The organism is Roseovarius gaetbuli, from assembly GCF_900172365.1.
In the GTDB taxonomy this organism is placed as follows: Bacteria; Pseudomonadota; Alphaproteobacteria; order Rhodobacterales; family Rhodobacteraceae; genus Roseovarius; species Roseovarius gaetbuli.
Window position 1 is genome coordinate 59,498 of sequence record NZ_FWFJ01000018.1, and the last position, 13,403, is coordinate 72,900.

The following is a 13,403-nucleotide window of genomic DNA, read 5'->3' on the forward strand; positions in this document are numbered from 1 at the left end:
AATACAAAGATGGCACACGAAAAAAATCACGACTATCACATTCTGCCCCCCTCCCTCTGGCCGCTTCTCGGCTCTTTGGCGGGGTTCGTCATGCTGTTCGGCGCGGTCCTTTTCTTCCACGACCATGGTCCGTGGATGCTTTTGGCCGGGGTTGTCGGCGTTGTTTACGTCATGTTCGGCTGGTGGGCCGATGTGGTGAACGAAGGCGAGACCGGCGATCACACACCGGTCGTGCGGATCGGCCTGCGCTATGGCTTCATGATGTTCATCATGTCCGAAGTCATGTTCTTCGCCGCATGGTTCTGGAGCTTCTTCAAGCACGCAATGTACCCGATGGGCCCGCAAAGCCCGCTGGTTGATGGTGTCTGGCCGCCGGCTGGCATCGAGACTTTTGACCCCTGGCATCTGCCGCTGATCAACACGCTGATCCTGCTGTGCTCTGGCTGTGCCGCCACATGGGCGCACCACGCGCTTGTGCATGACAACAACCGCAAAGACATGAAGTGGGGGCTTATCCTTGCGATTGCCCTTGGTGCGCTCTTCACCGTGTTTCAGGTCTATGAATATGGCCATGCGGCCTTTGGCTTCTCGGGCAACATCTATGGCGCCAACTTCTTCATGGCGACCGGCTTTCACGGTGCGCATGTGGTCATCGGCACGATCTTCCTTTTCGTCTGCCTGATCCGTCTTCAGCGTGGTCATTTCACCCCCGAACAGCATGTCGGTTTCGAGGCGGCAGCCTGGTACTGGCACTTCGTTGATGTGGTCTGGTTGTTCCTGTTCGCCGCGATCTATATCTGGGGCGGCTAAGCCAAACAGTCGGCGCGGAATGTGGTTGAACAATCCGCGCGGAACGGCAAAACATCAAGGCGCGCACGAGGGTGCGCGCTTTTCCTTTGACGGAGGCCCGCGGTGCGCCGCTATATCATTCCTGTGATCTTTGGCCTGGCTGGCGCTGCGGTGCTTGTCGCCCTCGGCAGTTGGCAGCTTGACCGGCTGGCCTGGAAAGAGGCGATCCTTGCCGATATCCGCGCCCAGATTTCCGCCCCCCCGACCGAGATTCCTGAAACGCCGAGCATCGACGATCACCGCTATCTTCCGGTGCAGGTCAGCGGCACGGTCGGCGACACGGCCCTGCGCGTGCTTGTCAGCCAGAAACAGATCGGCGCGGGATATCGCCTGATTTCCGCCTTTGATACCGGCGCGCGCCGGGTTCTCTTGGATCGTGGTTTCATCTCGGTGAACGATCCGCTCCCGGCCCCGCCCGTGGGTATTATCGAGGTCACGGGTAACCTGCATTGGCCCGACGAGCGGCTAAGCTCGACGCCGGAAAACGACGTTGCCAAAAATATCTGGTTCGCGCGCGATCTTGCGCCGATGGCCGAGATCCTCAAGACTGAACCGATCTTGGTGGTCGCGCGCAAGATCTCGGTCTCCGAGCCGGGCCTTGCGCCGCTGCCGCTGGACATAAGCGGCATTCCGAACGATCACCTCAACTATGCAATTACGTGGTATTCGCTGGCCGTTATCTGGCTGATGATGACCGGGTTTTTCCTGTGGCGGATGCGGCAGGCAGAGAAAGGCAAAACGACGTGAAATATATCTCGACACGGGGCAATGCGCCCACGCTCAGCTTTGAAGAGGCGATGTTGACCGGGCTTGCGCGCGATGGCGGCCTTTATCTGCCCGAATCGATCCCGGAAATGAGCCCGGCTGATATCCGCGCGCTTGAGGGACAAAGCTATGAAGAGGTCGCCTTTCGCGTGATGCGCCCGTTTCTGGGCGATGCTTTCACCGACGCCGAGTTTCGCGGCATCATCTCGCGCGCCTATGCCGGGTTTGGCCACGCGGCGCGCGCGCCTTTGAAACAGCTTGATAGCGGGCATTTCCTGCTCGAACTGTTTCACGGCCCGACGCTCGCCTTCAAGGATTTCGCGATGCAGCTGATTGGCCAGCTGTTCGAATTTTCTCTCAAGCGGTCTGGCAAGCGCGTGTGCATCGTCGGCGCCACCAGCGGCGATACCGGGTCAGCGGCGATCGAGGCGTTTCGCGGGCTTGATGCGGTGGATGTATTTGTCCTTTACCCGCATGGCCGCGTCTCCGAGGTGCAGCGCCGTCAGATGACAACTCCGTCTGAGGGCAACGTGCATGCGCTCGCCATCGACGGGCATTTCGACGACGCGCAGGCGCGGGTCAAGGATATGTTCAACGATTTCGAGTTCCGCGATGCGGTCGGCCTTGCCGGCGTCAATAGCATCAACTGGGCGCGGGTTCTGGCGCAGGTGGTCTATTACTTTACTGCCGCCGTGTCGCTTGGCGCGCCGGATCGCAAGGTAAGCTTTACGGTGCCGACCGGCAATTTTGGCGATGTCTTCGCGGGCTTTATTGCGCGCCGCATGGGCCTGCCGATTGACCGGCTTGTGGTGGCGACCAATCAAAACGACATCCTGCATCGCTGTCTCTCGACCAGCGAATACAAGCCCGACGGCGTGATCCCCTCGATCAGCCCGTCGATGGATATTCAGGTCAGTTCGAATTTCGAGCGCGCGCTTTATTACGCTTACGGCGAAGATGGTGGCGCGGTCGCTCAATTGATGGACGAGCTTAAGGCCGGTGGTTTTTCCGTGAGCCAGGGCGCCTTGCAGGCGTTGCGCGAAACCTTTGATTCGGGGCGCTGTGACGAGAATGAGACCCGCGCCACGATTTCGCGCACCTGGGCCGGAACCGGCGAATTGCTCTGCCCGCATTCCGCCGTCGGTGTGCATGTCGCCGAGACCATGCGCCAGACCGGCGTGCCGATGATCACGCTGGCCACCGCCCATCCGGCGAAGTTTCCCGACGCTGTGCAAGAGGCCTCGGGTCAGCACGCGCCCCTGCCGGAACGCATGGCCGATCTTTACGACCGCCCAGAGCGCTTGACGCGGGTGGCCAACGACCTGAGCGCCATCGAAACCCTTATCAAGGAACGGATCGCCCATTGAGTGTCCAACTGACCACCCTTCCCAACGGATTTCGCATCGTCACCGAGCATATGCCGGGGCTGCAATCGGCGGCCATCGGTGTCTGGGTTCTGGCCGGGGCCCGCAACGAGCGGGCAGAGCAGAACGGCATCGCGCATTTCCTCGAACATATGGCGTTCAAGGGCACCAAGCGGCGCAGCGCGCTTGAGATCGCCGAGGCGATCGAGGATGTGGGCGGCTATATCAACGCCTATACCAGCCGCGAGGTGACCGCCTATTACGTGCGTGTCCTGAAAGAGGACGTGCCTCTGGGGCTTGATGTGGTGGCCGACATCCTGCGCAATCCGGTGTTTGATACCCGCGAGATAGAGGTCGAGCGGGGCGTGATCCTTCAGGAAATCGGACAGGCCGCCGATACGCCCGACGACATCATTTTTGACTGGCTTCAGGAAGAGGCCTATCCCGATCACCCGCTTGGCCGCACCATTCTGGGCGCCGAAGAGCGCGTGCGCGGCTTTGCGCGCCCCGATCTTGAGGGCTTTGTCGATCAGTATTACCGCCCCGGTCAGATGATCCTGTCGGCGGCGGGGGCGGTCGATCATGACGAACTTGTGCGCATGGCCACTGATATGTTTGGCGACATGATCCCGAGTTCTGTGATCGAGCCGCCACTTGCCAGATTTCAGGGCGGCGAGGCGCGTCACATCAAGGATCTGGAGCAGGCGCATTTTGCACTGGCCTTTGAAAGCCCCAATTACGCCGATCCCGATATCTATACGACCCAGATTTACGCAAGCGCGCTTGGCGGCAGCATGTCCTCGCGCCTGTTTCAGGAAATCCGCGAAAAGCGCGGGCTGTGCTATACGATCTATGCTCAGGCCGGGGCCTATGCCGATACCGGGATGATGACGATCTATGCCGGCACCTCCGCCGATCAGCTTGGCGATCTGGCGGGCATCACGATCGACGAGATGAAGCGCGCCGCCGATGACATGAGCGCCGCCGAGGTTGAACGCGCCCGCGCGCAGATGAAGGCGGGGCTGTTGATGGGGCTTGAGAGCCCGTCAAACCGCGCCGAGCGTCTGGCGCGGATGCTTCAGATCTGGGGCCGGGTGCCGGAGCTTGCCGAAGTGGTCGGGCGGATTGATGCGGTCACCTTAGAGGATGTGCGCCGGATTGCCGAGGCCACGGTTGAACGAGCGCCCTCGGCGCTTGCGCTTTATGGCCCGGTGGAGAATGCGCCAACCCTTATCGGGCTGAATGAGAGGCGCGCCGCCTGATGCTGATGTTGCCACGCCGGAAGTTGCGGATCGAGACCGAGCGTCTGACCCTGCGCCAGCCGGTGATTGGCGATTTTCGCCACTGGAGCGGGCTACGCGCCGAAAGCGCCGATTTCCTCACCCCTTGGGAGCCGCTCTGGGCCAGTGATCACCTTGCGCGCAAGGGATTTTCCAACCGGGTCTATTGGGCGCAACGCTCGATTTCCAACGGAAGCGCGATGCCGCTGTTTCTGATCCGGCGCGAGGATCAGGCGCTTTTGGGGGCGATCACGCTTGATAATATCAGGCGCGGCCCGGCGCAGGCGGGCACGCTTGGTTATTGGATCGGACAGTATTACGCGCGCCAGGGCTATATGCAGGAGGCGATTGAAGGCGTGGTGCATTACGCGTTCGAGCGCCTCGATATCAGCCGGATCGAAGCGGCCTGTTTGCCCGAAAATCATGCCTCGCGCGGGTTGTTGGAAAAATGCGGCTTCAAATATGAGGGTGTCGCGCAAAGTTATCTTCAGATCAACGGCCGCTGGCGCACGCATGTGCTTTATGCGGCGTTGCGGGCGGATCGGCGCGGGCGCACCGATGTTGGCTAAGGCCTGAATCGTGCTATCCTTTACCGGGTAAAGGAGGAATGCCGATGATCCGACTTGTCCTTTTTGTTCTGCTTCTGGCCAGTCATGCCAACGCGCAGGAGCGCGCCCCAAGCCATTGCATCGCCCTCGCGCAGGACGCGCCGGGGGTGAATTATATCCACAAGGCTGGGTTTCGTGATCCTTTGCCCGACCATAACGTGCGGCTGCGTTATATTGCACATGCCTCGTTTCTTATTCAGGCAGGCGACCTTGCGGCGGTGACGGATTTCACCGGCTATATCGGCAATGTCGATTTCATTCCCGATGTGGTGACCATGAACCACGCCCATGAGACCCACTGGACGGCAAGCCCAGATCCGATCATTCCGCATGCCTTGCCGGGCTGGGGCCCTTATGGTGAGGGGATCGAGCATCATCTTGATCTTGGCGCCATGGTGGTGCGCAATGTTTCGACCGATATCCGGTCGTACAATGGCGGGGTCGAACCGAAGGGCAATTCGATTTTCATCTTCGAGGCCGAGGGGCTTTGCATTGCCCATCTGGGGCATCTGCATCACGAGCCGACGGACGATCAATATGCCGCCCTTGGCCGCATGGACGTGGTGATGGCGCCGGTGGATGGTGGATTTACCATGGACCTTGAGAGCATGATGCGCGTGTTGCGCCGGGTCAAGGCCAACGTCGTCATCCCGATGCACTGGTTCGGCGATGTCACCCTGGGGCGGTTTCTGGCCGGGATGGAAAATGATTTAGCGATCAGCATCCCCGGAACCAGCGAGATCGAGCTTTCCCTGCGCAGCCTGCCCGAGAGGCCGACCATCGTGGTGTTGCGTCCCGCCTATCTGCGCGAAGGAGAGTGAGCGATGGCGCAAGGGGAGAGTGTTGGGTTTTGAGTATTTATGGAATGATGAAAGGGCTGGATCGCTTGGACCTGCGTGATAGGTAAGGCGCATGACATTGAATTCCGTGACCCCCGCCTTTGTTGAACACCTGCGCAAGCAATTGCCCGCTGCGGCCTTTCGCGAGGTCGGCCCCGCCTATCTTGAAGAGCCGCGCGGCCGCTGGCAGGGGCGGGCGGGCGTTGTCGTCGCGCCCGATTGCACCGAAGATGTGGCAAAGATCGTGCGCGCCGCGTTCGAGGCCGCCGTGCCGCTTGTGCCCTATGGCGGAGGCACCGGGCTTGTCGGCGGACAGCTTAGCCCCGAGGGGGCGCTGCCGGTGATCCTGAGCCTTGAGCGGATGCGGGCGGTGCGTGGAGTTTACACCGAAGAGAACGTCATGGTGGTCGAGGCAGGCGCCATCCTTCAGGACATTCACGAGGCCGCGGCCAAGGTTGACCGGCTTTTCCCGCTGAGCATTGCCGCCAAAGGTAGCGCGCGGATCGGTGGCAATCTGGCGACCAATGCCGGTGGGGTGAATGTGCTGCGCTATGGCAATGCGCGTGATCTGTGTCTTGGGCTTGAGGCGGTCTTGCCCGACGGGCAGATCTGGCATGGTCTCAAGCGGTTGCGCAAGGACAACACCGGCTATGACCTTCGGAACCTTCTGATTGGCTCGGAGGGCACGCTTGGGGTGATCACCGCCGCCGCGCTCAAGCTTTATCCGCGTCCCGCAGGCGAGGGCACGGCGGTGATGGTTGTGCGAGACCCACGCGCGGCGCTGGATTTACTGGCGCTGGCGCGCGATCACATGGGCGAGGGCGTGAGTGCGTTCGAGCTGATGCATCGTCAGGGGCTGGAGTTTTTGGCGCAGGAATTGCCCGATATCCGCCAGCCGTTTGACACGCACCCCGAGTGGTTCGTGTTGATCGAGGTCGGCCTTGCCCGCGGGCTTGATCCGGCGAGCGCGCTTGAGACCCTGTTTGCCGAGGCGATGGAGGCGGGATTGGTCAGCGATGGCATCATTGCCCAATCCGAGGCACAGCGTCAGGCCTTTTGGGAGGTGCGCGAACAGATTCCCGAGGCCAACCGGCGCGTCGGGTCGGCCAGCTCGCATGACATTTCCCTGCCGATGGGCGCGATACCCGACTTCGTCGAAAAGGGCCGCGAGGTTATTGCGGCTTTGGGCGCGTTCAGGATCAACTGTTTCGGCCATCTTGGCGACGGCAACCTGCACTACAACGTCTTTCCGATGCCCGGAAAGACCCGCGCCGATCATGACGCCGAGCGCGATCAAATCAAGCGGGCACTGCACGATCTTGTGGATGAGATGGGCGGTTCGGTCTCTGCCGAACATGGCATCGGGCGGCTCAAGGTTGATGACCTAGAGCGTTATGGTGATCCGGCAAAGCTATCGGCGATGCGCGCAATCAAGGCCGCACTTGACCCCAAGGGGATCATGAACCCCGGCGCGGTGTTGCGCGCCGTTTAAGGTTATGCGGCCCAGGTCGGGTGAAACCGGCCCGCGGGCGAAAGCGTGAAAATCTCGGCGCCGGTTGCGGTGACCCCTATGGAATGCTCGAACTGCGCCGAGAGCGACTTGTCACGTGTCACCGCCGTCCAGTCATCGGCCAGAACCTTGGTTTCCGGGCGGCCCAGATTTACCATCGGTTCGATGGTAAAGAACATGCCCTCTTCGAGGACCGGACCGGTGCCCGGACGCCCATAGTGCAGAACATTGGGCGGGGCGTGAAACACCCGGCCAAGGCCGTGACCGCAGAAATCACGCACCACCGACATGCGGTGCGCCTCGACATAAGATTGAATCGCGTGGCCGATATCGCCAAAGGTATTGCCGGGTTTGACCGCCTCGATCCCCTTCATCAGGGATTCATGCGTGATCTCGATAAGCCGCTCTGCCTTGCGGCTCAGCTTACCTGCGACGTACATGCGACTTGTGTCGCCAAACCAGCCATCGACAATCACCGTCACGTCGACGTTCAGGATGTCACCGTCTTTCAGCAATTTGTCGCCCGGGATGCCGTGACAGACCACGTGGTTCACGCTGATGCAGCTGGCGTGACGATAGCCCTTATAGCCGATCGTCGCCGATTTGGCGCCAGCCTCGTTGACCTTTTCCTCGATCAGCTTGTCGATCACGCCGGTGCTCTGACCGACGAAAACCTGATCCGCGATCTCATCGAGAATGCGCGCGGCCAGTTCGCCGGCCTTGTGCATGCCTGCGAAATCCGCAGCCTCATGGATGCGAATTCCGTCGCGTGTCAGTCGTCCACGATGTTTTTCGGTCACGCTTGGCCCTCTCGTGCGGTTGTGACATTTTCCCTTTATCTAGGCCCATTTGCGCGAAAGGACCAGAGGGGCAGGTTACCGCAGGGGCAGTCTTTGTGCGATTGTGATCGCTTCGGGGGCAATATCGGTGCCATAGGCCAGAACCTCGACCCCGGCGGCGCGCGCATGATCAAGGGCGGCGGCATAGGCCGGGTCGATATCGCGGGCCACGCCGACGGAGCGCGCATCGCTGCGCTGGACCAGATAGAACAGCACGGCGCGATGGCCAAGACGCGCCATTTCGGCCAGGTCGCCAAGGTGCCGTGCGCCCCGTGCCGTCACGCTATCGGGGAATTCCGCAAGGCCCGGCGCGCGCGCCAGGGTCACTGATTTCACCTCGACATAGGCATCGGGCAAACCCGCGCCCTGCAACAGAAAGTCAATTCGGCTGTTGGTGCCGTATTTCTGTTCGGGGCGCACAGTGTCATAGGCGGCCAGTTCGACAATATCACCCGCCTCAAGCGCGGCGCGCAGGGCGCGGTTCGGCAGGCTGGTATCGACGCCGGTAAAATGGCCATCCTCATGCTCGACCAGACGCCAGCCGAATTTCAGTTTCTTCTTTGGATCATCATTCGGCTCGACCCAGATTTTAAGGCCCGGATCGGCCAGTCCCATCATGCTTCCGGGGTTGGCGCAATGGGCCGTGACCTCGCGCCCGTCCTCCAGCCGGATATCGGCGAGGAAGCGTTTATAGCGACGGATAAGCACGGCAGGCACAAGAGGGGTTTGAAAGCGCATGACAGCAGGCCTATACCGGGTCATGCATCTGTTCAAGGAGGCCCGCAACATGCCGAACCCAACCGCCGCCATGCTTGTCATCGGGGATGAGATCCTGTCGGGGCGCACACGCGATGCGAACATGCATTACCTCGCCCAAGAGCTGACCAAGGCCGGAATCGACCTGCAAGAGGTGCGGGTGGTCAGCGATGACCCAGAGGCCATCGTCGCCGCCGTCAAGGCGCTAAGCGCGGGGTATGACACGGTCTTTACCTCGGGCGGGATTGGCCCGACCCATGACGATATCACCGCCGAGAACGTGGCCCGCGCCTTTGATCGCCCGATTGGCGTGCGCGACGATGCCCGCGCGCTTCTGGCCGCGCATTACGCGCGCTCTGGCCAAGAGTTGAACGAGGCGCGCCTGCGCATGGCGCGCATTCCCGACGGGGCGAGCTTGATCGACAACCCGATCAGCACCGCTCCGGGGTTCAGCATCGAGAATGTGCACGTGATGGCCGGGGTGCCCGCGATCTTTCAGGCGATGCTGGCCAGCATTCTGCCGACCTTGACCGGGGGCGCGCCGGTGTTGTCGCAAACCCTTGAGATCAACCGGGGCGAAGGCGACATTGCCGGGCCGCTTGGCGATCTCGCCGCGCGTTACGACGACCTATCCATCGGCTCTTACCCGTTTCAGCGCGACGGCTGCTATGGTGCCAATATCGTCATTCGCGGTCAGAACGGAAGCCGCGTTGACGCCGCCATGGCCGAGCTTGCGGCGATCTTCCCAGCATGACACCCGATGTGAATACCCTTTACGATGTGGTCGAGGGCACATGGCCGCCCGCCACCATATCCGAGCTTGACGATTGGGTGATCCGCGACGGGCAGGGTGGCGGCAAACGGGTGTCGTCGGCCACTGCGCGCCAGCCGGTCACGGCTGACAAGCTGGCCGAGGCGGAAACCGCCATGCAGGCGCTTGGCCAGGCCCCGCTTTTCATGATCCGCGAGGGCGACGACGCGCTTGACGCGATGCTGGCCGATCAGGGGTATGACATCGTCGATCCGGTCAATCTCTACGTCACACCGATTGGCGACCTTGCCAAGCCGACGCCGCGCACCAGCACCTTTGCCATCTGGGAGCCGCTGGCGATTCAGCTTGATATATGGGCGGCGGGCGGCATCGGGCCGGGGCGCATCGACGTGATGCGCCGCGCGCAGTCCCCCAAAACCACCATTTTCGGGCGCGCCGAGAACCGCCCCGCCGCCACTGCATTCTGTGCCATATATGACGGAATCGCCATGGTTCATGCGCTTGAGGTGCACGCCGAGAGCCGTCGCAAGAACATGGGCCGTTATGTGATGCAGGCCGCCGCCACATGGGCCGCGAGCCACGGCGCCACGCATATGAGCGTGGTCTGTACCCAGGCCAATACGGGCGCCAACGTCCTCTATGCTTCCCTCGGCATGACGCTTGTGGGACAGTATCACTATCGACAAAAGGCATGATGAAAATGAGAAAACCAGACCAGACCACCGCCCTTGACCTGCCCATGGTTGACCCTCTGCCGCCCGCCACGCAGAAATATTTCGATATCTGTCAGGACAAGCTTGGCATGATCCCCAACGTGCTTCAGGCGCATGCCTTTGACATCGAAAAGCTCAACACCTTTGCTGCGCTTTATAACGAGCTGATGCTGGCTGATAGCGGGCTCAGCAAACTTGAGCGCGAGATGATCGCCGTCGTGGTCAGCTCGATCAACCGCTGCTGGTATTGCCAGGTCGCCCATGGCGCGGCGGTGCGTCAGTTGTCGGGCGATCCGGCATTGGGCGAGGCGATGGTGATGAATTACCGCGTCGCGCCGCTTGATGCGCGTCAGCGGGCGATGCTTGATTTCGCCGCCAAGGTCACGACCGCAAGCGCCACGATCGAAGAGGCTGACCGCACCGCGCTGCGTGATGTTGGGTTCAGTGAACGTGACATCTGGGACATCGCCAATGTAGCGGCGTTTTTCAACATGACCAACCGGGTCGCAAGCGCCACCGGCATGCAGCCCAACCCCGAATATCACGCGCAGGCCCGCGAGGGGTGATGCGCGCGCGGGTGGCCCTTGTTCTGGCGCTGGTTCTGCCGCAGGTCGGCGGGGCGCTGGAGCTGTCTCTGCCAAGCAATGCGGTGATGAGCGCAGAGATCGTCGAAGAGGCTGACACCTTTCTTTTGCCCACCGGCCCTTTTGCGGACGCAACCTTGCCGCGCGCCCGGCTTGAGGGGCGCGTCACACAACAGGCCTGGCGGGTCACCGGGCAGGGCCTTACCACGCTTCAGGTTCTGCGGCCGATGCGCGAAGAGCTGGAAGTGGCCGGCTGGCAGGTGCTTTTCGAGTGCAGCAATCAGGACTGTGGCGGGTTTGATTTCCGCTTCAACGCGCCGATTTTGGCCGCGCCGGATATGTTCGTCGACCTGTTCGATTTCCGCTATCTGGCGGCGCGCCGGGGTGATGACGGCGCCGGGCTTGAGTATGTCGCGCTTCTGGTAAGCCGCTCTGGCGATACCGGCTATGTTCAGATCAGCCATATCAGCGCGACCGGGGCCGGGGCGGTGCAAACCCTGCCTGACCTGCCCGTGGCACAGGGCGAAGGCGATGAGGGTCAAGCCACCACGCCCTTGGCGCAGGCCTTGCTCGCAGAGGGGCACGTGGTGTTGGGCGATCTTGATTTCGCCTCGGGCGCGACGGCGCTCGGGCCGGGGCCGTTTGCCAGCCTTGCGACCTTGGCCGCCTTTCTGAACGCCGATCCCGCACGTCGGATCGCGCTCGTGGGGCATACCGACAGCGTTGGTGCGCTTGACGCCAATATCGCGCTGTCGCGTGCCCGCGCGCGGGCCGTGCTTGAACGCCTTGTCACGACCCACGGCGTTACCCGCGCACAGCTTGAGGCCGAAGGTCTTGGCTATCTCGCGCCGATCGCCAGCAACCGCGACCCGGCCACGCGCGATCTGAATCGGCGGGTCGAGGCGGTGTTGCTCGACACCCGTTAACGAGCATTTTATCAATCACGCTGCGTGGATGTGTCAGGCAACCCTGACACCAACCCGACCGTCATCGCGATCTGCTTGAAGGTCGGCAATGCGGGACCAAACAGACATTGGATGTATGTCCGCTGTGAAGTTCTCCTTCATAAACAATCAAAGCGTTGACGGCCTGCTGTAGAACTTTCGTGGCCAAAAGCAGACTAACGTTCGGTCTTTCTGGATCTCTCTAAATAAATATGCACTTATAGAGGGCAATACTCTTAGATCAACGAGGTGACTTCGGTGGAAATAGTTTTCGGTTTCTGATACTTATCGGTATTGTTATTGTGGCCGTTCGCTTTAACCGCTCCGACGATGGTCCGGCAAATTCAAAGCATAATCCTCCGGCGCAACACGAGCCCCTGAAACCGATCCGAATTTCGTCGGCTGGTACTCCAAGAAAACAAACCGCACGGTTCGATGCAAAAAGCGCAGAACATCTGCCTGCGAAGAAAGTCATAGCAGGTGCCGCGTACGTTACCGACGGTGACACTATTACAATAAACAAAACGCAAGTTCGTTTGTTCGGTATTGATGCACCCGAGCTTAACCACCCATACGGCAAGAAAGCCAAGTGGGCATTGGTGAAGCTCTGCAAAGGTCACAAGGTGCGCGCCGAAATAACGGAGAAAGATGACTACGGGCGCACTGTGGCACTGTGTACCTTACCAGATGGTCGAGACCTGTCAGCAGAGATGGTCAAAATGGGTTTGGCTATTGATTGGCCAAAATTTTCAGGCGGAGTATACCAAAAAATGGAAACACCGGACGCCCGCAGGAAACTCTGGCTCGCCGCTGCCCGCCAAAAGGGACACATGCACGTTTGGGAAAAATTCGAAGCAAAAAAGGCCGTAAGTTGATTTCAACCGTTGGCTGCAGCAAATACCAAATGTCAGTTGGCGATTATTCCCTGCTTCAACCGCATACCGATTATCAGGCTTTCGTCTTTCTGAGTATCTTCATGTGACCATGGTCGGGTTAGGTTATGGCCTGTTGTTGGTGGTGCCGAGCAAGCCGGCATTCGCCGCCTTCTGACGAATGAACAGGTTGGGCTTATTTTGTTGAAAAACTCTTCCTTGATCGAAGTCTGAACTGCTGATTCAATTCCTGTAATCGAGGGGGAGGACCGGCGATGATGGGACCGAGGCAGGAAGCGCAACCGGCGCTGTTCTACGAGTTCTCGCTTGAGGATCATGTCCCACAGGATCACCTGCTGCGCTCCATCGACCGGTTCGTCGATCTTGGCGGCATCCGCACGCATCTTGCGGAGTTCTACAGCCACACGGGCCGCCCCTCCGTCGATCCCGAACTGCTAATCCGCATGCTGTTGGTCGGCTATTGCTTCGGCATCCGATCCGAGCGACGGCTCTGCGAAGAGGTGCATCTGAACCTCGCGTATCGCTGGTTCTGCCGCCTTGATCTGAACGACCGCATCCCCGATCACTCGACGTTTTCAAAAAACCGGCATGGTCGGTTTCGCGACAGCGAACTGCTGCGCCATCTGTTCGAGGGGACCGTCGCGCGCTGCATCGCGGAAGGTCTGGTCAGCGGTCAGCGCAAGGCGA

15 protein-coding genes are annotated in these 13,403 nt (G+C 60.7%); 13 read left to right on the top strand and 2 right to left on the bottom strand.

The features are described 5' to 3' along the window. Window positions 1–9 precede the first annotated feature (9 nt). The 7 genes from ROG8370_RS10520 (at window position 10) to ROG8370_RS10550 (ending at window position 7,197) form a co-directional block, all read left to right on the top strand. Window positions 10–810, top strand: a complete 801-nt coding sequence (locus ROG8370_RS10520; protein ID WP_085827042.1) for a cytochrome c oxidase subunit 3 — start codon at window positions 10–12, stop codon at window positions 808–810. A 102-nt stretch (window positions 811–912) separates the two neighbouring features. Continuing rightward, window positions 913–1,596: an SURF1 family protein gene (locus ROG8370_RS10525; RefSeq protein ID WP_085827043.1), complete on the top strand. Its 684-nt coding sequence runs from the start codon at window positions 913–915 to the stop codon at window positions 1,594–1,596. Further along, window positions 1,593–2,981: a threonine synthase gene (thrC, locus tag ROG8370_RS10530; RefSeq protein WP_085827044.1), complete on the top strand. Its 1,389-nt coding sequence runs from the start codon at window positions 1,593–1,595 to the stop codon at window positions 2,979–2,981. Before ROG8370_RS10525 ends, thrC begins: the two co-directional genes overlap by 4 nt. After that, a complete protein-coding gene (locus ROG8370_RS10535; RefSeq protein WP_085827045.1) occupies window positions 2,978–4,240 on the top strand; it encodes a M16 family metallopeptidase in 1,263 nt (420 codons plus the stop codon). Before thrC ends, ROG8370_RS10535 begins: the two co-directional genes overlap by 4 nt. Then, window positions 4,240–4,827, top strand: a complete 588-nt coding sequence (locus ROG8370_RS10540) for a GNAT family N-acetyltransferase (protein ID WP_085827046.1) — start codon at window positions 4,240–4,242, stop codon at window positions 4,825–4,827. Before ROG8370_RS10535 ends, ROG8370_RS10540 begins: the two co-directional genes overlap by 1 nt. 44 nt (window positions 4,828–4,871) lie before the next feature. Beyond that, on the top strand, window positions 4,872–5,687 hold the full coding sequence (locus ROG8370_RS10545; protein WP_085827057.1) for an MBL fold metallo-hydrolase: 816 nt from the start codon (window positions 4,872–4,874) through the stop codon (window positions 5,685–5,687). Window positions 5,688–5,778: 91 nt separating this feature from the next. Continuing rightward, a complete protein-coding gene (locus tag ROG8370_RS10550; protein ID WP_085827047.1) occupies window positions 5,779–7,197 on the top strand; it encodes an FAD-binding oxidoreductase in 1,419 nt (472 codons plus the stop codon). 2 nt (window positions 7,198–7,199) lie between these two features. Here the strand turns inward: ROG8370_RS10550 and map are convergent, their stop codons facing one another. Together map and sfsA are read right to left on the bottom strand one after the other, a co-directional pair. Further along, window positions 7,200–8,015, bottom strand: a complete 816-nt coding sequence (map, locus tag ROG8370_RS10555) for a type I methionyl aminopeptidase (protein WP_085827048.1) — start codon at window positions 8,013–8,015, stop codon at window positions 7,200–7,202. A gap of 75 nt (window positions 8,016–8,090) precedes the next feature. Beyond that, window positions 8,091–8,792 carry a DNA/RNA nuclease SfsA gene (gene sfsA / locus ROG8370_RS10560; protein ID WP_085827049.1) on the bottom strand — a complete coding sequence of 234 codons (702 nt, stop codon included), beginning with the start codon at window positions 8,790–8,792 and terminating at the stop codon, window positions 8,091–8,093. A 49-nt stretch (window positions 8,793–8,841) separates the two neighbouring features. Here sfsA and ROG8370_RS10565 point away from each other — a divergent pair, with 49 nt between their 5' ends. The 6 genes from ROG8370_RS10565 to ROG8370_RS10590 form a co-directional block, all read left to right on the top strand. Then, window positions 8,842–9,564 (top strand): competence/damage-inducible protein A, encoded by a 723-nt coding sequence (locus tag ROG8370_RS10565; RefSeq protein ID WP_085827058.1) that lies wholly within the window; start codon window positions 8,842–8,844, stop codon window positions 9,562–9,564. Continuing rightward, a complete protein-coding gene (locus tag ROG8370_RS10570) occupies window positions 9,561–10,277 on the top strand; it encodes a GNAT family N-acetyltransferase (RefSeq protein WP_085827050.1) in 717 nt (238 codons plus the stop codon). Before ROG8370_RS10565 ends, ROG8370_RS10570 begins: the two co-directional genes overlap by 4 nt. 5 nt (window positions 10,278–10,282) lie before the next feature. Beyond that, entirely contained in the window at window positions 10,283–10,861 is a 579-nt protein-coding gene (locus ROG8370_RS10575; RefSeq protein ID WP_085827059.1) for a peroxidase-related enzyme, read from the top strand. Further along, on the top strand, window positions 10,861–11,805 hold the full coding sequence (locus ROG8370_RS10580) for an OmpA family protein (protein WP_085827051.1): 945 nt from the start codon (window positions 10,861–10,863) through the stop codon (window positions 11,803–11,805). Before ROG8370_RS10575 ends, ROG8370_RS10580 begins: the two co-directional genes overlap by 1 nt. A 320-nt stretch (window positions 11,806–12,125) precedes the next feature. Continuing rightward, a complete protein-coding gene (locus ROG8370_RS20935; RefSeq protein ID WP_245827314.1) occupies window positions 12,126–12,698 on the top strand; it encodes a thermonuclease family protein in 573 nt (190 codons plus the stop codon). 272 nt (window positions 12,699–12,970) lie between these two features. Beyond that, a partial coding sequence (locus ROG8370_RS10590; RefSeq protein WP_139838105.1) for a transposase occupies window positions 12,971–13,403 on the top strand: 433 nt, incomplete at its 3' end.